Below are 19,291 nucleotides of genomic sequence, written 5' to 3'. Positions count from 1 at the left end.
GCGGAGTGCCAAAGCGGCCATTGTAACAAGTCGGGCTCGGATTGAGTAGAAATGAAAAAAGCCACGTAGCGGCTCAGCGCACGTGGCTTTTTCTGAATAAGGAGGCGAGCCTGATCTGCGGCACTTATGGTGAACGGCTGTGGCTGCTTCGTTCCCGACCTGACCAGGTTGACCATGCCACAATGCGCAGGGGCCCGCCAGACATCATTATACCTTACAGCCCCAGTTCCTGCCAAATCTGGTCGACACGTGTTTTCACCTCGGGCGACATGGTAATCACCGTGCCCCACTCGCGGCTGGTTTCGCCCGGCCATTTATTGGTGGCGTCGATGCCCATTTTGCTGCCCAAGCCGCTGACCGGCGAGGCGAAGTCGAGGTAATCGATCGGCGTGTTGTCGACCAGCGTGGTGTCGCGGGTCGGATCGACGCGGGTGGTGATTGCCCAGATCACCTCGTTCCAGTCGCGGATGTTGACGTCCTCGTCCACCACCACGATGAACTTGGTGTACATGAACTGGCGCAGGAAGCTCCAGACGCCGAACATCACGCGCTTGGCGTGGCCGGCATACTGCTTCTTAATCTGCACCACCGCCATGCGGTAGCTGCACCCTCGGCGGGCAGGTGGAAATCGGTGATCTCGGAGAACTGCTTTTGCAGCAGCGGAATGAAGACCTCGTTCAGCGCCAGCCCCAGCACGGCCGGCTCATCCGGCGGTTTGCCGGTATAAGTCGAGTGATAGATCGGGTCGCGGCGCATGGTGATGCGGTCGATAGTAAACACCGGGAACCAGTCCTGCTCGTTATAGTAGCCGGTGTGGTCGCCGTACGGCCCTTCCAGCGCGTGCTCGTAGCCGGACGGGTGATGCTGGTCCGGATAGATATGCCCTTCCAGTACGATCTCGGCCGACGCCGGCACGCGCAGCTCGCTGCCGATGGCCTTGACCAGCTCGGTGCGGCCGCCGCGCAGCAGGCCGGCGAACTGGTATTCCGACAGGCTGTCCGGCACCGGCGTCACCGCGCCTAATATAGTAGCGGGATCGGCGCCCAGCACCACGCACACCGGATACGGCTTGCCCTTGCTCTGGATGGCGTGCTCGCGGAAATCCAGCGCGCCGCCGCGGTGCGCCAGCCAGCGCATGATGACCTTGTTCGGCCCCAGCACCTGCTGGCGGTAGATGCCCAGATTCTGGCGCTTTTTATTGGGTCCCTTGGTTACCACCAGGCCCCAGGTAATCAGCGGCGCGACGTCGCCCGGCCAGCAGTGCTGGATCGGCAATTTCGCCAAATCGACATCGTTGCCTTCCCAGACGATTTCCTGGCATGGCGCGCCGCGCAATTCCTTCGGCGCCATGTCCCACACGGCCTTCACCAGCGAGCCCAGGCCCATCAGGTCCTTGAAATCCTTCGGCGGCTCCGGCTCTTTCAGGCGCGACAGCACGTGGCCGATCTTGCGCAGTTCGCCGACGTCGCTGGCGCCCATGCCCAGCGCCACGCGCCGCGGCGTGCCGAACAGATTGGCCAGCACCGGCATGCTGTGCCCGGTCGGATGCTGGAACAGCAGCGCGGGTCCGCCAGCGCGCAAGGTACGGTCGCATACCTCGGTCATCTCTAAATGCGGCGAAACGGGGGCCAAAATGGGCTTAAGTTCACCCATTCCTTGCAGTTGAGAAATAAAATCTCGCAGATCGGAATATTTCATCGGTTTTTAATATTTTCTTACATTAAAGCGTACTGTTTAAAAATACAGGTCAAGTGGTTGATTTTATTGGTTTTCCACCGAACACAAGGCGAAATTCTAGATTTAAAAGTTATAAAGACGGTTCGCGTTAGTATTGACTTGATATAAAACAGCTTCTAGAATCCACCCTACTTGAAGAGGACAGGTCCCAGGACCTCATGCGAACTATAAAAGTTGTCGCTCATTCATTCACGGAGTCGGGGCTCCACATGACATTTTAAGGAGTGTTTTCAAAAGGCGTCTGCCTTCCTCCCCGAAAGTAGTTGTATTGCATTCTGGTTGACTCCACCTGGAGAGATCAGCAACAAGCAAGCAATGATGGCGTTCCATCGCACGCTTCCTACAGCGGCGACGAACGAATATTTCTGATGCACGGCATTAGCACCACCCGGTTTAGCTGCGTCTGACGCTGGCGGGGACTCGCTTTTACGGACATTTCAGGGGAACTTTATGATTAATAGCTTCACCGGCGCAACTACGTTTGCCCGTCTCATGGCTCGCCAGCCAGCCGCGTGGTTCTCCACGACGCGCATTTCGGCAAAGGGCGTGTTGACCACCGCCCAGCACACCCTCACCATCGTCGGTGTGACCGCTTTGGTAGTAATGGCAGTACTGTTTGTCCGTCCGGACCTGGCCAAGGCTCTCAGCGACAGCCTGAACCCTGCTCCGGCGCCGGAAATCCCGGCGGTGACGGCGCCGCCGCTGTCGGCCCTGATGGAGGCGCCAGCCGCCGCCACGGCCAGCGTCAGCACCGAATCGCTGTCGGTCGAGGACAAGGCCCTGCTGGGCTCCGAAAAACAGCAGAAGTGGGTAACCAGCTGGCTGTCCAAACGTTACCGCGTGGCGGGCGACGCCACCAATATGCTGGTGTCTACCGCTTACCTGACGGCACGCGAGATCAAGCTCGATCCGCTGCTGATCCTGGCCGTGATGGCGATTGAATCGGGCCTGAACCCGTTCGCCGAGAGCCCGATGGGCGCGCAGGGCCTGATGCAGGTCATGTCCAAGGTGCACCATGAGAAATTCCAGGAAATGGGCGGCCTGCAAGCAGCGCTGAACCCGGTAGCCAATATTCGCGTCGGCTCGCTGATCCTGAAAGATTACGTGACGCGTGGCGGTTCGGTCGAAGCCGGCCTGAAGAGCTACGTCGGAGCTGCCGCCTTCGCCCATGACGATGGCTACGGTGCGCGTGTACTGGCTGAGTACAGCCGCCTGAAGCAGGTGTCGGCAGGCAAGAAAGTGCCTACCATCACTCCGGTGATGGCAGCGGCCCAGCCTAAGCCAGCGGCGCCTGTGGCCGCCGCCGAGAAATCGGTGACGGATACGCAGATCGCCGGTCTCTGATCCGCGTCCCGCTCTGCAAAAAGCCGCCTTGGTCAGGCGGCTTTTTTATTTGAGCACGTCTCTCAGCGATGTGGCATCCGGCAAGGCGTCGCTCCACGTTTCCAGTTGCGCCAGGTTGGCTTTCGCCAGCTTGCTGCGTGCGGTTTTCGGCAGCGGCCCGAAGCAACGCGTGAGCTGTCGCTCCAACAGCGCCAATGCGCCTTCCCGGCGGCCGCGTTCCAGCCCCCGCTCAATCCCTTGTTCCAGGCCCTGCTTCAAGCCTTGCTTCAGGCCCTTCTGCATTCCTTTATCGAGAAACATTTGCTCCAATGGGGTGATCCATTCCATCTTGTGCTCCTTCTCCAACTTGAGAACAGACTGCCAATAATGATCCTGTAACGTAGCCGGCAGCACCATCATCCAGTTGATCACTTTGAACATTTCGATTATGCGCGCCTTGCGCCATCCATGCTGAAACAGCAGCTTGGTGAGCTGCCACTTGGCGTCGTACAGTTGATCCGCATCATGGCGCGCACGCTGCGTGCACAAATGAGCGAGCGCCACTAACGCGAACGGGTTATGCGACGCTCGCAGGCCATCAATACAATCAGCGTAGTCCAGCAGCTTGGCGGTGGCAAAGGAGATCCCCATCACCGTCCCTAACAGGCAATGATGAAATGCATGCGGACGCCAGCCGGGATCTTCATCTGCCAGAAGCACCAGGCTCGCTACCGGCTGCTCATAGTGTTTGAAGATTCGGTAGTTGTAGTCGAGTATCCGGCGCGGCAGTGAGGTATCACGCTGCGTTTGTACCTCAATGTGTATCAGCACCCAATGCACGCTGCCGTCGAGCAGGCAGACCTCCACCAGTTTGTCCACCACCATGCTGTCGGTGACGGCGCCGAAGCTGATGCCTGCCAACTCCTTGTCGCGGAAGCGCGGCCGCTTCGACCAGTCGATCTCGCGAGAAAGACTGGGAAAGAAGAAGGCCATGAAGTCGCTGAAGGCGTGCGTCAGCGCGGCTTTCCAGGGTAGATCGTAACGGGCGGCGGGCATTCGCCCAGTCTACGACCGCGCCGCAGCCTGTCGTGTTGATCCAGTTCAAACCGGTGTGATTCAGGGACAGGAGCTGGCGACGATTTTGCCGCTGTCGCGGAATGGATCGCGTCCGCCGCTGAAGTTGTTGGAGGCCGAGCGATAACACACCTCTGCCCCGCCCGGCAGGATGAATTTGGTGATGCGGCTGCCGTCTGCCGCGACGATTTCCACCTGGCGCGTGCCACCGCCTCGATAGGCCTTGGCGATGGCCATGCCCAGCGCGGTGTCGTCGTTGACCAGCTTGCGGTCGCGCTGTGTAAACGATTCCTTCAACGCCGCTTTATCGGCGGCGGCCGCGCTCTTGATGGCGCGCTGCCTGAGGTCATCCTGCGGCTTGGCCGCGGCAAAGGGATCGGACGGCAAGGTCGGCGCCGTCTCGGCCGTCGCCGCTGGTTCCGACGATGGCGCAGCGGCCGGCACGGCCGGCATGGTGATCGCCTGCGGCGTCGGCGCGACGGAGGCAGACGCCGGCGCTGGCACTGGCGCCGGCCGCATGCGTGACGGCGGCGCCGACGGCCGGGTCAGCGCAGGCGGCGGCGCTGCGATCGGCGGGGCCGGTTTGAACGGCGTCAGAATATAGGTGATCGCCGCATGCGGCCGCACGGCATCCATCACAGGCAACGCCGGCGCCTTCCAGAACAGAAATCCCAGCACGTGCGCGCTGGCGATAACCACCAGCCATCCACGCCGCCGCCAGCCCGGGCTATGCAAGTCGATGATGCCGCTCCAGATAAGCAAAAAGCAATTCTGTACGGCCGGCCCGCCCTGGTCAACCGGGAAATAAAAAAGCCACCGCACGCTACCGTGGGTGGCTTTTGATAATACCGGCCAGCGCTCAGCGCTTCTTGTCGGCCGCTACTTCTTCCGGACGCAGCTGGGCTGCCAGCTTGTCCAGCACGCCATTGACGTATTTGTGGCCGTCGATGCCGCCGAACGACTTGGTCAGCTCTACCGCCTCGTTGATGACAACGCGGTAAGGGATTTCCTGGTTGTTCTTCAGCTCGTAAGCACCGATCAGCAGCACTGCGTGCTCGATCGGCGACAGTTCGTTGATGCCGCGATCGACCAGCGGCGCGAACATCTCGCGCAGCTCGACCGACGAACCGATGGCGCCATTCAGCAGCACCGTGAAGTGCTCGGCGTCGGCCTTGTCGAAACCGTGGGCGCCGCGGATATGGTTCACCACCGTCGACGCGGACTCATTGTTCAGCAGCCACTGGTACAAGCCCTGCAGCGCGAACTCGCGCGCGCGGTGGCGCGGCGTGCGGTTCTTGCTCGGGTTGGCGTGGGTAGTCTTATCAGTCATCTTATTACCTTCTTGTGTTTACTCGTCGTCGCCCTGATCCTGGTTCAGCTCTTCCAGGGCGATGGTCAGGTTGGCCATCTCGACGGCCACGCGCGCGGCGTCGGCGCCTTTGACGGCCATGCGCACTTCGGCCTGCTCGTCGTTCTCGGTGGTCAGGATGGCGTTGGCGATCGGGATGCCGTAGTCCAGGCCGATACGGGTGATGCCCGCGCCCGACTCGTTCGACACCAGCTCGAAGTGGTAAGTCTCGCCGCGTATCACCGCGCCCAGCGCGATCAGCGCGTCGAACTGCTGCGACTCGGCCATTTTTTGCAGCACCAGCGGCACTTCCAGCGCGCCCGGCACGGTCACGTGCAGGATGTCCTCGTCCGCCACGCCCAGGTGCTTGAGCTCGGCCAGGCAGGCCGACAGCAGGCCGTGGCAGACATCTTCGTTAAAACGGGCTTGTACCACGCCAATGCGCAGGTCTTCGCCGTTCAGATTGGTTTCGTAGCTTCCTACGGTCATGATGGCCTCTTATATGTTGGTTAATTAGTTAGGTTTGGCGACGTAGCCGGTCACTTCCAGATTGAAGCCGGTCATCGACGGCATCTTGCGCGGGCTGGCCAGCAGCTGCATCTTGCATACGCCGACTTCACGCAGGATCTGCGCGCCGATACCGTAGCTGCGCAGGTCCATGCTGGCGGCGCGGCCCTTCGGCTTGGCGTCGACCGGATTGCACAGCGCCTCGAACTGGGTGAAGAACTGCTCGGCGGTTTCCTCGCAGTTCAGCAGCACGATGACGCCACTGTCGGCGGCCTTGATGGCGGCCATCGACGACGACAGGTTCCACGAGTGGGTGGTCGCTTCCGATTCCAGCACGTCCAGGATCGATACCGGCTGGTGCACGCGCACCAGCGTTTCCTTGCCTTTCTGGATTTCGCCGTGCACCAGCGCCAGGTGGGCCGAACCGCTCGGCTTGTCGCGGTAGGCGATCATGCGGAAGTCGCCATGGGCGGTCTTCAGCGTACGCTCGCCGGCCTTCTCCACCAGCGACTCGTGCCGGCTGCGATAGTGGATCAGGTCGGCGATGGTGCCGATCTTCAGATTGTGTTCCTTGGCGAACTCCAGCAGGTCCGGCAGGCGCGCCATGGTGCCGTCGTCCTTCATGATCTCGCAGATCACCGACGCCGGCGTCAGGCCGGCCATGGCGGTCAGGTCGCAGCCGGCCTCGGTGTGGCCCGCGCGCATCAGCACGCCGCCCTTTTGCGCCTTCAGCGGGAAGATGTGGCCCGGCTGGACGATGTCCGACGGCTGCGCGTCCTTGGCCACGGCCACCTGAATGGTCTTGGCGCGGTCGGCCGCCGAGATGCCGGTGGTCACGCCCTCGGCCGCCTCGATCGAGACGGTGAAGTTGGTGCCGAAGGCGGTGCCGTTTTTCGACGACATCATCGACAGCTCAAGCTGGTTGCAGCGTTCCTCGGTCAGCGTCAGGCACACCAGGCCGCGCGCGTATTTGACCATGAAGTTGATGGCTTCCGGCGTGACGAAGTCGGCCGCGAGCACCAGATCGCCTTCGTTTTCCCGGTCTTCTTCATCGACCAGGATCACCATGCGGCCAGCGCGCAATTCGGCGACGATTTCTTCGGTGCTGGAAATTGACATTTTTAATCCTTCAAGACAGAGCAAGCGTATTTCATTAACCCGCTATTTTAAAGGATTTACGCCATCCCCACCGCAAAACGCCGCTTTTATCCGCCAAACGACAGATTTTTAACGCTGCCGCGTGATAATCTTGCAAACAATCTCATCCTTCGGGGAGTTCCATGTTCGCTCAGGCAGCTGCGGCAGCGTTGGCCATCCTGTTCCTGGCGGGGACGGCGCAAGCGCAAGTCAGCCGGCAAATCGCCCAGGGACAGCGCATCTGGCAGCAACGTTGCACGGAATGCCACGCGCTCGACACCGAAGAGACCGGCCCGCGCCATCGCGGCGTGTTCGGCCGCCGCGCCGGCAGCATCAAGGGCTACGACTACTCGCGCGCGCTGCGCAAGGCCGATGTGCAATGGGACGCCGAGGCGCTCGACCGCTGGCTGAGCGATCCTGAACAATTCATCCCCGGCCAGAACATGGACTACCGCGTGCGCAGCAAGGCCGAGCGCGCTGCGCTGATCGCCTACCTGCGCAGCCTGTCGCCGCCGCCCGGCCGCTGATTACTTGGCGGCCGCGCCGACCGACACCATGCGCTCGACGTAGCGGGCGATCAGGTCGATTTCCAGGTTGACCTTGGCGCCCACGGCCAGATGCTTCAGCGTGGTAACGGCGATCGTGTGCGGAATCAAGTTGATAGAGAACTGGCACACCAGGTCGGCGCCGGCGCCGATGTCGGTGACGCGGTTGACCGTCAGCGACACGCCGTTGACCACGATCGAGCCCTTGTACGCCAGGAATTTGGCCAGCTCGTGCGGCGCCTCGACCACCAGCTCCCACGACTCGCCCACCGGCTCGAACTTGCGCACCACGCCCAGGCCGTCCACGTGGCCGGACACCAGGTGGCCGCCGAGGCGCTCGTTCAGCGTCAGCGCCTTTTCCAGGTTGACCTCGGTCAGCGTGTCGAGGCCGACGGTCTTGTTCAGGCTCTCGCGCGAGACGTCGACGCGGAAATTGCTGGCGTCCTTGTCGATCACTGTCATGCAGGCGCCGTTGATGGCGATCGAGTCGCCGAGGTTGACGTCGGCCAGCGGCAGGCCGCCGGCATTGATGTCCAGGCGCACGCCCGCAAACGAGCCGCCTTCGAGCGGCTTCACCGATTCAATTTTGCCGACAGCGGCGACGATACCAGTAAACATAATTTTTCCTAATGAGTAAATCGGGCAAGGAGCCGCAGATCGTCGCCGATCTGCTTTACCTCGTGAAATTTCAACAGTTTCTTGTCCTTCAGGTCGCTCAACGCAGGCAGCGCAAACATGCCTTGCGCGTCGCCGATCAGCGCCGGCGCCAGGTAGACCAGCAGTTCGTCGACGCAGCCCGCGCGGATCAGCGAGCCGTTCAGCTTGCCTCCGGCCTCGACGTGCAACTCGTTGATCTGGCGGCGGCCCAGCTCGCGCATCAGCTCCGGCAAGTCCACCTTGCCGGAAGCGTTCGGCAGCATCAGGACCTCGTGGCCGGCGGCGGCCAGCGCCGCTTCCTTGTCCGGATCGGCAACGGCGGCGGCGATCCAGGTGCCGCCTCCCGCCAATATCTTGGCGGACAGGTCAATTTCAAGCTTGCTGTCGACCACGATGCGGCGCGGCTGGCGCGGCGTCTCGACGGCGCGCACGTTCAGTTGCGGGTCGTCGGCCTTGACGGTGCCGATGCCGGTCAGGATGGCGCACGCGCGTGCGCGCCAGTGATGGCCGTCGGCGCGCGCCGCCGGCCCGGTGATCCACTGGCTGACGCCGTTGTGCAGCGCGGTCATGCCGTCCAGGCTGGCAGCGGTCTTCATGCGCACCCATGGCAGGCCGCGCGTCATGCGCGAAAAGAAGCCGATATTCAATTCATAAGCTTGCCCGGCCAACAGGCCGACGCTGGTGTCGATGCCGTTGGCGGCCAGCTTGGCCAGGCCCTGCCCCGCCACCAGCGGATTCGGATCTTCCATCGCGGCGACCACGCGGCCGAGGCCGGCGCGCACGAGCGCGTCCGAGCACGGCGGCGTGCGGCCGTGGTGGTTGCACGGCTCCAGCGTAACGTAGGCAGTGGCGCCGCGCACGTCGTGGCCGCGTGCCTGCGCGTCCTTCAGCGCCTGGATTTCGGCGTGGTCGCTGCCGGCCTGTTGGGTGACGCCAGCGCCGATGACCACGCCATCGCGCACGATCACGCAGCCGATGTGCGGGTTTGGCGCCGTGGTGTACAAGCCCTTGGCCGCCCATTCCAGCGCCAGTGCCATGCCTTCCAGATCGTTGCTGATTTCCACAATATTCCTGCCGAATTAATTTCGCGCCATTATAAAGCTTAGTTCACTCGGCTGCGCCGGAGCAACCCTCGCCGTCGGGGCCGGGATCGCAGACGCGCACACGGCCCAGCATATTGATGATGATCTTGCGCGCGTGCTCGCCTTGTTTGAGCGACAGCGCGCCCCAGCGCGCGGTCAGGCTGCTGGCGGCGCTGCACGTGCGGCCGGCGGCGTTGTAGGCGATATAGCTTGGCGCGTTGCCGGAGGTGAATTTGGAAGTGATGCTGATGTCGTTGCGCAGCGGGTCATGGCGATACAGCAGCGGTTCGCCGGCGTCTGGCCGACGGTTGCCGTTATGGTCGATAAAGATGGCCCAGCCACTTTGCCAGTTGACGCCGCTTGCTTCCAGTGGCGCCATCAGCACTTTGCCGCCGCGGGCAATGGCTTGCGACCGCGTCAGGTCAATGCCGGCTTGCAGATCGTTGACCGCCGCCTGCAACCGCATGCGCTGCAAAGCGTCAGTGAAAGATGGCGCGGCGGCCCCCAGCAATACCAATGCGAGCACCACCACAACCAGCAGTTCGATCAGCGTGAGTCCAGCGACCAGCGCAATGGCCGCCCCGGTCCGCCCCGCAAGCGCCCTGCCCGGCACGGCGGTGAATCCGGCGCGCTGCGCGCGTGATGCTGCGGCCGGCGTAGCAGGAGCGCCTGCGAGCGGCGCGCCGGTGGCTGGCCGCGCCGCGGCGGCTGGCGGTGTGGCGATAATCGGGCGCGGGTTCATGGCCAGCACCCTGTCGCCGGGCCGGCGGCCAGGCGCAGGCCGGTACTGGTCAGCGTGAGCGTGCCGCAACTCTCATCGCGGAAGCGCTTGTCCACCAGTTCCGTACCCGGCTTGGCGACGATCTGAATACACAATGCTATCGGCTCATCCTCGCACGCCTTGCCCTCCACCTCGTACGCGCTGGACTTCGGATTGGCGCCGCTCCACCAGCGGAAATGCTGCGCTTCCGGCTCAATCGCATTGGCGGAGAAGGCGATGTAGCGGTTATATTGCGTGTGAAAGCGCTCCTGCTGCATCATCAGCCGCATCAGGGCCGCTTGTCCCTCGTTGCGGCGAGTGCGGATCACGTGCTGCTGGTAAGCCGGCATCGCTTGCGTTGCCGCCAGCGCCAGGATAATCAGCACCACGGCCAGCTCGACCAGGCTGAATCCAGCGCGTTTCATTTTGCGGCCTCGTGCAGTTCGCGCCAGTTGGCGATTTCTCGCCAACTGAGCCTGCCGGCGGCAAGCGTCGCCTTCATGCTGCCGGTGGCGACCACCTGCCCCTGTCCGCCGGCTTGCACCACAACTGCGTGCTTTTCCTGCCTGATCCTGCCCTGCGCGTCGCGCGGCCCAAGGCTGACCGACTGCGGCAACAACCACGGCGTCGGCGCATAGCCGGGCAACATGGCGCCAACGATCGCGCCATTGTCAGGCAGCAGCGCGGTAAAGCGGCCATCGTTGGGCAGGCCGGTCAGTGTGCTCAGGACATAGCTGCGGCTGCGCGTCTGGCCGCACATGTCCGCGCCCGGCAGCACGGTGTTGAACAGCACCGCGCCGTCGGCCAGCACGCCGGCTTGGATGCTGCGCTCGGTTGGCTCGCTGAAATCGATGAACCAGCCTTTGCTGCCAGGCTCCATCGGCATGTCGCCACCGTCGAGGAAGCGCTGCGTCAGTTGACCGCGGCCGCTGATGGTGTCTTGCAGATTGTCGATGAGCGCGTAGTAGGATTGCTGCGCGCTGCTGGTGCGGTCGGCGATGTCAATCAGTCGCCCCGTGCCGAACAGAATCATGTAGCCGCCACCTTGGGCATATGCGAGCAATGGCTGCTCGGTGATCGGCTGAGGCGTGCCGCCGGCGTCGCGGGCGGTGAAAAACCTGGTGGGCATCCATGGCGCGGCGGCCGTGAAATCGAAGCGCCACACATTGCCTTGCAGATCGCCCGCATAGGCGTAGCGCAGAAGGCCATCACTGCCATTAAGCAGGACCGGCGCGCTCAGTCCGTCCTCCTTGAGCTTGATGCGGTGGTAGTTGCTGTCGAGCTGCCAGGCGTCGCCGGCTGGTTTGTCGAGCGCCAGCAGGAAGAGCGCGCCGCCGTCGGCATTCAGGCCGTTGGCGATGATGGCGAAGCGGCGCACCATCTCTTTGCTCACGCGCACTTGGGCGGTCTGCGGGACGGTGATGACATTGCCCATCAAAGGATCGTGGCTGCCGGTGAATTCCCATAGCGCACCGGGACCGCTGTATGGATCGGACACATCCAGCGCAAACACGCCTTTCGCGCCGCCGCCCATGGCCGAGATGAGAATGTTCTTCTTGCTGCCGCCCAAAATGGCGGGGCCATCCACATAGGCGCGATGTCGGTAGGCGGGATTGGTCAGGTGATGCAGATGCGCTATCAGTGCGTCCGGAACGTAGGCGAATAATTCGATGCCGGTGCCGGCGTCGAAGGCGTGCAGCATACCGTCGTTGGCGCCGAGATAGACGACCGCCCGCCTGGCATCCAATGCGGCGTACAGCGGTGTGCTGTGGATCGCGTCGCCCAGGATGCTGCTGCGTTTGCGGAATGGTGCGCCTTCGCGCGTGCGCTCGCCGCGCAGATAGGCCAGTCGCTGCTCACCGAAGTTGTCTTCCAGGTTGAGCATGGCCTGCTGTGACGGCGACAGCGCTGGCCAGGCAAACGGCACCATTTCCAGCGCGCCGCCGGGCTGGACGATGGCCGTGTAAATCTTGCGCTGCGCCGGCGCAGGCGTCGGCGGCCTGGCGGACGTGCCGGTCAGAATGGCGCCAGCGTCCCAAGCCAACGTCGACGCCGTGACGCCGCCACCGGACACCATGTAGCGCGAAAAATGGCCGCCCCAGTGGCCAACACTCGCGCTCGCCTGGTAAAGCTCAACTGCGGCGGGCGTGCGCGCCAGCAGCGCCGGTCCATTCGCAGTCCCAGCGTCACAGGCCGCAGCCACCGGCAGAACTGTCGATGACCACCGTCTGCTGCGGCGCCGATCCGGGCGCTGGCTCGGGCGCGTCTGCCGCCAGGGCGCCAGCCGGCACAAGAGTGGGCAGCGTGACCAGCAGCCGCCCTACGCATTCCATCAAACCGTTCATGGTGCCTCCTTTTCCGGCTTGCGGAACACACTCTGCAAAACCGCCTCCGTCTCCTGCCGCGCGCCGAAGCCGATCGCGGTCACACGATAACAATACTTCGGCGCCGCATCTGCTGAAGCATCATCGCCAGGCTGATGGCACGCCATCCTCTCAACCAGATAACGCGGTTTCTTGAACGGCAGGAATCCTTCACCAGCGGGCAGCAGCGCTCCGGTGTAAGTCCCATGGGTTGCGGTACAAGCACCACCATCGGTCGCGCCGGACAAATCCACCGCCTGCCAGACCGGCGCCTCGCCGGCCGCAGCCCGCTTGCGCAAGCCAACGCCGCCACCCGCACAGCCATCGGCAAACCCATCGCCGCCCTCGAACGCCACGCGCCGCGCCGAATCGCCGCTGTCCTCAATGTCGCGCTCCGCATCCATCAAGCCCCCTTCCGCCGCGACGAACGCGACATCCCTATCGCGCTCGCCACGCGCAGCCTTCTCCCCTTGCAGCGCCAACTGCGCCGCCGACACCCCCAGCAGCATCACCATGAGCAGCAGCATCAGGCTGACCAATAGCGCAATCCCTCGTTGCCGGCCCATGATTCACCCATCCCGATTGCGCAACGCCACCGTCAAGCTGAACACACGCCGCGCGCGCAACTTCTCGGCCGCCGGCAGGCTCGCCTCCGCCACCCGCACGCCCACATCCTCCGGATGCGCATCGGCATACGCCGGCCCAAACAGATCGAAGCGGCCCGGCACCGTATCCGCGCGCGAATTGAACGCGCCGCGCAACAGCAACGCCAGCTTGACGCTGCACACGCGTTTCCACGCATCGGCCGCAGTCACCGCTGTAGCGTTCACATAGGTGTTGGGGACGCCATCTGGCGGCACATCGGTATCGACGCCATACAGCACCTGGAACGACTCGACGCCGCGCACCACCGCATCCGCGCCCCAGCCCGCGGCGCCGCGATACTTGCAGCGCAGCTCAGGCTCGCCGCCAGCATCGGCGGCCACGTAGAAGATGCTCCAGCCGCGCACGCCGGCCGGCACGGCGAAGCCAGCGCAATTAATGGTGGCGCCGTCATCCGCGCCGGCAAAGCGCAAGGCCAGCACGTCGCTGCCATGCGCCACCGGCGGCAAGGGATCGCTGATGCCTTCGGCATTGCGGCTGATACTGGCCGCATCGAGTCCTGCCACAGACGCCGTCTCCGGCTCTTCAGCCGCCACCTCGCTGTCCCAGTTGACGTAAGCCCCGTGCCGCACCGCCTGCCCGATGACCGACAAGGCGTAGCGCCCGCCATCGGCCAGCCAGGCGTTGTCGCTGTGATTGCGGTAGTTGCTGCTGGACGCCACCAACAGGCCGCTGCCCAGCAAAGTAATCAGCAAGCCGAGCGCGATGGCGATCAGGAATTCCACCACGCCCCAGCCGCCGCAGGCAGCGGGCTTCATGGCCAGGCTCCCACGGCCATGGCCACGCCGGGCGGATAGCCGCCGGCCGCATCAGTTTGCGGCGTGCCGTCCGGATGCTTGCCGCGCCAGCCGACCTTCACCACCAGCGGTGTGGCCACGCCGCCCGAGCAGTCCCAACTCAGCTTGCCGCCGCTCCACAAGCCGGCGTCGCGGCAAATCAGCACACGGCCGGCGGGCAGGTGCTGCCGCGCCAGCACCTTGGCGTCGTAGATGTCCGCCTGCGCCAGTTGCGCCGCGTCGCAAGCGCTGCCGTCGCATAACGAGGACGGCGCCGCCGGCGACGGCTCGGCCAGCGCATCGTAATTCAAGGTGAGATAAGTGGCGGACTGCGACGGATTGGCGCGCATGCGCTCGGCAAGCGAGGCGGCCAGCTGCGTCGCGTGCGACAGCAACAGCGATTGATGCCGCGCCCGCAGCGCCCCCAGCTGCAGGCCCACGCCGCCGATGATGCCGACAGACAGCACCAGCACCGCGATCAGAATTTCCAGCAGGGTAAAGCCGCGTGCGCGCATGGCACACCTCCGCAAGTCGGGGAGACTGCCTTAGAAATTAGCAGCGGCTATTGCAGAGAATATGATGTGTATCAAACGTGCGCCAGCAGTGCGCTAGCTTTTCTTGCCAACCTCGGCAATCGCGTCCTGGAACTCGGCCAGGTCTTCGAAGTTTTTGTAGACGGAGGCGAAGCGGATATAGGCCACGGTGTCAAGGCGCTTCAGCTCCTGCATCACCAGCTCGCCGATGTAGCCGGTGTCGACTTCGCGCTTGCCGCTGGTCAGCAGCTTCTCCTCGATCGACGCAATGGCCGCATCGACCGCAGGCGCGGCGACAGGACGCTTGCGCAGGGCCAGTTCCAGGCTGCCGCGCAGCTTGGCGGTAGCGTATTCGGTACGGCTGCCGTTCTTTTTGACCACGTACGGCATCACCAGTTCGATCCGCTCGTAGGTGGTAAAGCGCTTGTCGCACTTGCCGCAGCGCCGGCGCCGGCGAATGGAATCCCCTCCTCGGATACGCGCGTATCGAGAACCTGGGTTTCTTCATGCTGGCAGAACGGACATTTCATAGTGGCGCTTTAGTTGCCGTCGTTCCCGCGCAGGCGGGAACCCATAGAACGCATGCTCAGTATGGATCCCCGCCTGCGCGGGCACGACGCGTGGTTATATTACTTGGCGTAGACAGGGAACTTGTCAGCCAGCACCTTCACCGCCGCCTTCACGCGCTCGATGGTAGCGGCGTCGTGCGGGTTATCCAGCACGTCCGCGATCAGGTTGCCGACTTGTTCCGCTTCCGCTTCCTTGAAGCCGCGGGTGGTCATCGCTGGCGAACCCAGGCGAATGCCCGAGGTCACGAATGGCTTCTGCGGATCATTCGGAATGCCGTTCTTGTTGGTGGTGATGTGGGCCGAACCCAGGATCGCCTCGGCTTCCTTGCCGGTCAGGTTCTTCGGACGCAGGTCCACCAGCATCACGTGCGACTCGGTGCCGCCCGACACGATGCGCAGGCCGCGCTTGATCAGCGTTTTGGCCAGCACGTCGGCGTTCTTCACCACTTGCTGCTGATACTCTTTGAACGACGGCTGCAGCGCTTCCTGGAAGGCCACGGCCTTGCCGGCGATCACATGCATCAGCGGGCCGCCCTGGATGCCAGGGAAGATCGCCGAGTTGATGGCTTTCTCGTGCTCGGCCTTCATCAGGATGATGCCGCCGCGCGGGCCGCGCAGCGATTTGTGCGTGGTCGAGGTGACGAAGTCGGCGTGCGGCACCGGGTTAGGATACAGGCCGGCGGCGATCAGGCCGGCGTAGTGGGCCATGTCGACCATGAAGTACGCACCCACCGCTTTGGCGACGGCGGCAAAGCGCTCGAAGTCGATCTTTTTCGAGAACGCCGAGGCGCCGGCGATGATCAGCTTAGGCTTGTGTTCCTTGGCCAGCGCTTCCATGGCGGCGTAGTCGATGTCCTCTTCAGCGGTCAGGCCGTAGGAAACGACGTTGAACCATTTGCCGGACATATTCAGCGGCATGCCGTGGGTCAGGTGGCCGCCTTCGGCCAGCGACATGCCCATGATGGTGTCGCCCGGTTTCAGCACGGCGAAGAACACACCCTGGTTGGCTTGCGAACCCGAGTTAGGCTGGACGTTGGCGGCTTCGGCGCCGAACAGTTTTTAACGCGGTCGATCGCCAGTTGCTCGACGACGTCGACATATTCGCAGCCACCGTAGTAGCGCTTGCCTGGATAGCCTTCGGCGTATTTATTGGTCAGCTGCGAGCCTTGCGCTTCCATCACGGCCGGCGAGGTGTAGTTTTCCGATGCGATCAGCTCGATGTGGTCGTGCTGGCGGGTGTTTTCGTTTTGAATGGCGCCGAACAGCTCCGGGTCAACGCTGGCGAGGGTGTGGTCTTTTGCGAACATGAAAAAACTCCAATCGAATGAGTAACTTGTTACTGGCAGTTGGATCGAAAGAGAGAAGCCATAGCGGACCGGCAGCCTCTTCGTGCTTTCCATCGAGGGCTGCCCAGGCGAACGGCTGTTGAAATCTCACGTTTCCCGGTGGATGCCCACCTTTCGCCGACCGGCCGCAAGGCTGGTTCCAGCTTTTCGCCAGTTACGTGAGACGTAATGGAAGCCAGATTGTATTGGATGCGCCAGATTTGAGCAAGAAAATGAGTTGCAGTAAAGGCAAGACAACCGCTGGCGGCGTTTGCGGCTACAATTTTGTCCATCTTTTCACCGATACAAGGACAGACCATGATCGTCTTCATCACCGGCGCCAGCGCCGGCTTCGGCGCCGCGATGGCCCGCCTCTTTGCCAACAACGGCCACAAGGTCCTGATCAGCGGCCGCCGCGAAGACCGTCTGCAGGCGCTGGCCGCCGAACTGGGCGACGCGGTCCGCCCGATCGTGCTGGACGTCACCGACAAGGCCTCGATCCAGGCCGCGCTGGACGGCCTGCCGGCCGAGTGGCGCGCCATCGACGTGCTAATTAATAACGCCGGCCTGGCGCTGGGCGTTACGCCCGCCCACACCTCGTCGCTGGAAGACTGGGACACGATGATCGCCACCAACATCAGCGGGCTGGTGGCGATGACCCGCGCGATTCTGCCCGACATGGTGCAGCGCGGCAGCGGCACCATCATCAACATCGGCTCGATCGCCGGTTCCACGCCCTACCCGGGCGGCAACGTCTACGGCGCCACCAAGGCTTTCGTCAACCAGTTCACGCAGAACCTGCGCGCCGACCTGGTCGGCACCGGCGTGCGCACCACCAACCTGGCGCCGGGGCTGTGCGGCGGCACCGAGTTCTCCAACGTGCGCCTGAAGGATGATGCTGCCGCTGCCAAGGTCTACGAGGGCACCACGCCGCTGACCGCCGAGGATATCGCCAACACGGCGTACTGGATCGCCACGCTGCCGCCGCATGTCAACATCAACCGCATTGACATGATGCCGACTTGCCAGGGCTACGGCGCCCTCAACATCAAACGCAGCACCTGACCCGTCGTTCCCGCGCAGGCGGGAACCCATGCTTCGCTTGCCGGTCGGCGCTCTATGGGTTCCCGCCTGCGCGGGAACGACGTTAGTGAGGCTGGGCACGAAATAATTTCGTAAGGCATTGTTACAATCCTTGGCAACCGGCAAGGAAGCCGCTTTACTATCGTTCGGCACCATTGCGCGCCAGTTGATAAAGTTCAACCAAAACAACAATATCGCGTAGAATGTTGCTCAATCATTTAAGCAGTCAAAATAACATGCCAGCAGATTTCATCTGGAACGTCCGGGTCTACTACGAAGACACCGACGCCGGCGGTATCGTCTATTACGCAAACTATCTCAAATTCTTCGAGCGCGCCCGCACCGAGTGGCTGCGCGCGCTCGATGTCAACCAGCACACGCTGCTGGAGCAGCACGACACCCTGTTCGTCGTCAAAAGCGTCAGCGCGGAGTATCATGCGCCAGCGAAGCTGGACGATGAATTAAAATTAACGGTTAGCATCGAAAAGCTGGGCCGCGCCTCCATCGTTTTCCATCAGGAAGCGTGGTGCGGCGAACAGTTGCTCAACACGGCCCGTGTCAAAGTGGGCTGCGTCGATTCCGCCCTGCGTCCGCGCGCCGTGCCGGCGGTCGTTGCCGACAAAATGCGCACCACCAGTACCACCACCCAAACCGACTGATAAACAATGAACGTCACCCAAGACCTTTCTTTCCTGTCCCTCATCACCAATGCGCACCTGATCGTGCAATTGATCATGGCGCTGCTGTTCATCATTTCGCTGACCAGCTGGACCTATATCTTCAGCAAGCTGTTCGCGATCAAGTCGGCGCGCCGCCTGACGGTGGAGTTTGAAAAGACCTTCTGGGCCGGCGGCAACCTGCACGCGCTGTACCAGAACGCCGGCAAGGACCGCGCCAACAGCGGCCCGCTGGCGCGCATCTTCGAAGCCGGCATGGGCGAGTTCATCAAATCGAAGGCGGCCTACACCGCCAGCCGCGAAACCATGGACCTCGGCGCCGTGCTCGACAGCGCCCGCCGCGCCATGCGCGCCGCCTTCCAGCGCGAAATGGACGCGCTGGAATCGCACCTGGCCTTCCTGGCCTCGGTCGGTTCGGTGTCGCCGTACATCGGCCTGCTGGGCACCGTGTGGGGCATCATGAACGCCTTCCGCGGCCTGGCCAACGTGCAGCAGGCAACGCTGGCGGCGGTCGCGCCCGGCATCGCGGAAGCGCTGATCGCCACCGCCATCGGCCTGTTCGCGGCGATCCCGGCCTTCGTTGCCTACAACCGTTTTTCGTACGACGTCGACCGCCTGGCGATCCGCTTCGAGAGCTTTGTTGAAGAGTTCTCCAACATCCTGCAACGTCAATCGCGTTAATCACTATGGCCTCTTCCTTCTCCAGCAGCATGCGCGGCGGCCGCGGCCGCAAGCTCAAGTCCGAGATCAACGTGGTGCCTTACATCGACGTGATGCTGGTGCTGCTGATCATCTTCATGGTCATGCCGTCGGCCAACGACCCGAGCGTGGTCGACCTGCCGCGCGCGGAAAAATCCACCAAGCCGCCGAGCGACTTCGTGCAGATCGTGCTCAAGCCGAACGGCGCGCTGTCGATCGGCATCAAGGGCAAGGACGAGGACGCGCCGGAAACCGCGCCCAACCGCGACGCGCTGGTGCGCAAGCTGCGCGCCATCCACGAGCAGCATCCGGACTACCCGGTGCTGATCGCCGGCGACAAGGACAGCAAGTATGACGACGTCATCCAACTGATTTCGGAAGCGAAAAAGCTGGGCATCACCCGCGTGGGCCTGTCGACCAAGTAAATGCAGAA

20 protein-coding genes, 1 other RNA gene, 3 pseudogenes and 1 riboswitch are annotated in these 19,291 nt (G+C 63.1%); of the genes and pseudogenes, 6 read left to right on the top strand and 18 right to left on the bottom strand.

Features of this window, described 5'->3' with window-relative positions:
* Positions 1–100: 100 nt before the first annotated feature.
* Both ffs and ubiD read right to left on the bottom strand, forming a co-directional pair.
* Positions 101–199, bottom strand: an RNA gene (gene ffs / locus ACRQ5J_RS09935) — signal recognition particle sRNA small type.
* 15 nt (positions 200–214) lie between these two features.
* Positions 215–1,698: pseudogene (gene ubiD, locus ACRQ5J_RS09930) on the bottom strand (4-hydroxy-3-polyprenylbenzoate decarboxylase).
* 531 nt (positions 1,699–2,229) lie between these two features.
* Between ubiD and ACRQ5J_RS09925 the strand changes: the two are divergent.
* Positions 2,230–3,081, top strand: a complete 852-nt coding sequence (locus ACRQ5J_RS09925) for a transglycosylase SLT domain-containing protein (RefSeq protein WP_432383006.1) — start codon at positions 2,230–2,232, stop codon at positions 3,079–3,081.
* Positions 3,082–3,126: 45 nt separating this feature from the next.
* On the opposite strand, the gene ACRQ5J_RS09920 is transcribed toward ACRQ5J_RS09925, so the two are convergent.
* The 5 genes from ACRQ5J_RS09920 to ribBA form a co-directional block, all read right to left on the bottom strand.
* Entirely contained in the window at positions 3,127–4,116 is a 990-nt protein-coding gene (locus tag ACRQ5J_RS09920; RefSeq protein WP_432383004.1) for a DUF4351 domain-containing protein, read from the bottom strand.
* Between the two features lie 60 nt (positions 4,117–4,176).
* Positions 4,177–4,896: a hypothetical protein gene (locus ACRQ5J_RS09915; protein WP_432383003.1), complete on the bottom strand. Its 720-nt coding sequence runs from the start codon at positions 4,894–4,896 to the stop codon at positions 4,177–4,179.
* A gap of 97 nt (positions 4,897–4,993) precedes the next feature.
* Positions 4,994–5,464: a transcription antitermination factor NusB gene (gene nusB, locus ACRQ5J_RS09910; protein ID WP_432383001.1), complete on the bottom strand. Its 471-nt coding sequence runs from the start codon at positions 5,462–5,464 to the stop codon at positions 4,994–4,996.
* A gap of 18 nt (positions 5,465–5,482) precedes the next feature.
* On the bottom strand, positions 5,483–5,971 hold the full coding sequence (gene ribH / locus ACRQ5J_RS09905; protein WP_432382999.1) for a 6,7-dimethyl-8-ribityllumazine synthase: 489 nt from the start codon (positions 5,969–5,971) through the stop codon (positions 5,483–5,485).
* Between the two features lie 24 nt (positions 5,972–5,995).
* Positions 5,996–7,108, bottom strand: a complete 1,113-nt coding sequence (gene ribBA, locus ACRQ5J_RS09900; protein WP_432382997.1) for a bifunctional 3,4-dihydroxy-2-butanone-4-phosphate synthase/GTP cyclohydrolase II — start codon at positions 7,106–7,108, stop codon at positions 5,996–5,998.
* Between the two features lie 161 nt (positions 7,109–7,269).
* Between ribBA and ACRQ5J_RS09895 the strand changes: the two genes are divergently transcribed.
* A complete protein-coding gene (locus ACRQ5J_RS09895) occupies positions 7,270–7,653 on the top strand; it encodes a c-type cytochrome (RefSeq protein WP_432382996.1) in 384 nt (127 codons plus the stop codon).
* Here the strand turns inward: ACRQ5J_RS09895 and ACRQ5J_RS09890 are convergent, their stop codons facing one another.
* The 11 genes and pseudogenes from ACRQ5J_RS09890 to glyA all read right to left on the bottom strand — a co-directional run bounded on the left by ACRQ5J_RS09890 (position 7,654) and on the right by glyA (position 16,381).
* Positions 7,654–8,289 (bottom strand): riboflavin synthase, encoded by a 636-nt coding sequence (locus ACRQ5J_RS09890; RefSeq protein ID WP_432382994.1) that lies wholly within the window; start codon positions 8,287–8,289, stop codon positions 7,654–7,656.
* A gap of 8 nt (positions 8,290–8,297) precedes the next feature.
* A complete protein-coding gene (gene ribD / locus ACRQ5J_RS09885; protein ID WP_432382992.1) occupies positions 8,298–9,392 on the bottom strand; it encodes a bifunctional diaminohydroxyphosphoribosylaminopyrimidine deaminase/5-amino-6-(5-phosphoribosylamino)uracil reductase RibD in 1,095 nt (364 codons plus the stop codon).
* Positions 9,393–9,435: 43 nt separating this feature from the next.
* Positions 9,436–10,152: a GspH/FimT family pseudopilin gene (locus ACRQ5J_RS09880; RefSeq protein ID WP_432382990.1), complete on the bottom strand. Its 717-nt coding sequence runs from the start codon at positions 10,150–10,152 to the stop codon at positions 9,436–9,438.
* On the bottom strand, positions 10,149–10,595 hold the full coding sequence (locus ACRQ5J_RS09875) for a type IV pilin protein (RefSeq protein ID WP_432382988.1): 447 nt from the start codon (positions 10,593–10,595) through the stop codon (positions 10,149–10,151). The genes ACRQ5J_RS09880 and ACRQ5J_RS09875 overlap by 4 nt, the downstream gene beginning before the upstream one ends.
* Entirely contained in the window at positions 10,592–12,373 is a 1,782-nt protein-coding gene (locus ACRQ5J_RS09870) for a pilus assembly protein (RefSeq protein ID WP_432382986.1), read from the bottom strand. Before ACRQ5J_RS09870 ends, ACRQ5J_RS09875 begins: the two co-directional genes overlap by 4 nt.
* Entirely contained in the window at positions 12,357–12,515 is a 159-nt protein-coding gene (locus ACRQ5J_RS09865) for a hypothetical protein (protein WP_432382984.1), read from the bottom strand. The genes ACRQ5J_RS09870 and ACRQ5J_RS09865 overlap by 17 nt, the downstream gene beginning before the upstream one ends.
* Entirely contained in the window at positions 12,512–13,072 is a 561-nt protein-coding gene (locus ACRQ5J_RS09860) for a pilus assembly PilX family protein (protein ID WP_432382982.1), read from the bottom strand. The genes ACRQ5J_RS09865 and ACRQ5J_RS09860 overlap by 4 nt, the downstream gene beginning before the upstream one ends.
* Before the next feature lie 30 nt (positions 13,073–13,102).
* A complete protein-coding gene (locus tag ACRQ5J_RS09855; protein ID WP_432382981.1) occupies positions 13,103–13,954 on the bottom strand; it encodes a PilW family protein in 852 nt (283 codons plus the stop codon).
* The gene (pilV, locus tag ACRQ5J_RS09850) at positions 13,951–14,487 is read right to left on the bottom strand and encodes a type IV pilus modification protein PilV (protein WP_432382979.1); all 537 of its coding nucleotides are present in this window, start codon (positions 14,485–14,487) and stop codon (positions 13,951–13,953) included. The genes ACRQ5J_RS09855 and pilV overlap by 4 nt, the downstream gene beginning before the upstream one ends.
* 93 nt (positions 14,488–14,580) lie before the next feature.
* Positions 14,581–15,035: pseudogene (nrdR, locus tag ACRQ5J_RS09845) on the bottom strand (transcriptional regulator NrdR).
* A gap of 99 nt (positions 15,036–15,134) precedes the next feature.
* Positions 15,135–16,381: pseudogene (gene glyA / locus ACRQ5J_RS09840) on the bottom strand (serine hydroxymethyltransferase).
* A gap of 94 nt (positions 16,382–16,475) precedes the next feature.
* A riboswitch (ZMP/ZTP riboswitch) is annotated at positions 16,476–16,588 on the bottom strand.
* A gap of 129 nt (positions 16,589–16,717) precedes the next feature.
* Here glyA and ACRQ5J_RS09835 point away from each other — a divergent pair.
* From ACRQ5J_RS09835 to ACRQ5J_RS09820, 4 genes are all read left to right on the top strand, one after another.
* The gene (locus tag ACRQ5J_RS09835; protein WP_432382977.1) at positions 16,718–17,464 is read left to right on the top strand and encodes an SDR family NAD(P)-dependent oxidoreductase; all 747 of its coding nucleotides are present in this window, start codon (positions 16,718–16,720) and stop codon (positions 17,462–17,464) included.
* A gap of 254 nt (positions 17,465–17,718) precedes the next feature.
* Complete coding sequence (gene ybgC, locus ACRQ5J_RS09830; protein WP_432383617.1) at positions 17,719–18,141, top strand: tol-pal system-associated acyl-CoA thioesterase; 423 nt, start codon at positions 17,719–17,721, stop codon at positions 18,139–18,141.
* Positions 18,142–18,147: 6 nt separating this feature from the next.
* Positions 18,148–18,840, top strand: a complete 693-nt coding sequence (gene tolQ, locus ACRQ5J_RS09825) for a protein TolQ (RefSeq protein WP_432382975.1) — start codon at positions 18,148–18,150, stop codon at positions 18,838–18,840.
* Between the two features lie 5 nt (positions 18,841–18,845).
* Complete coding sequence (locus tag ACRQ5J_RS09820; protein ID WP_432382973.1) at positions 18,846–19,283, top strand: ExbD/TolR family protein; 438 nt, start codon at positions 18,846–18,848, stop codon at positions 19,281–19,283.
* The last annotated feature ends 8 nt before the right edge of the window (positions 19,284–19,291 follow it).

It is taken from the genome of Duganella sp. P38 (genome assembly GCF_050859475.1).
GTDB lineage: Bacteria > Pseudomonadota > Gammaproteobacteria > Burkholderiales > Burkholderiaceae_D > Rugamonas.
The sequence above is the reverse complement of the archived record's forward strand: the minus strand, read 5'-3'. Positions and strand labels throughout refer to the sequence as shown.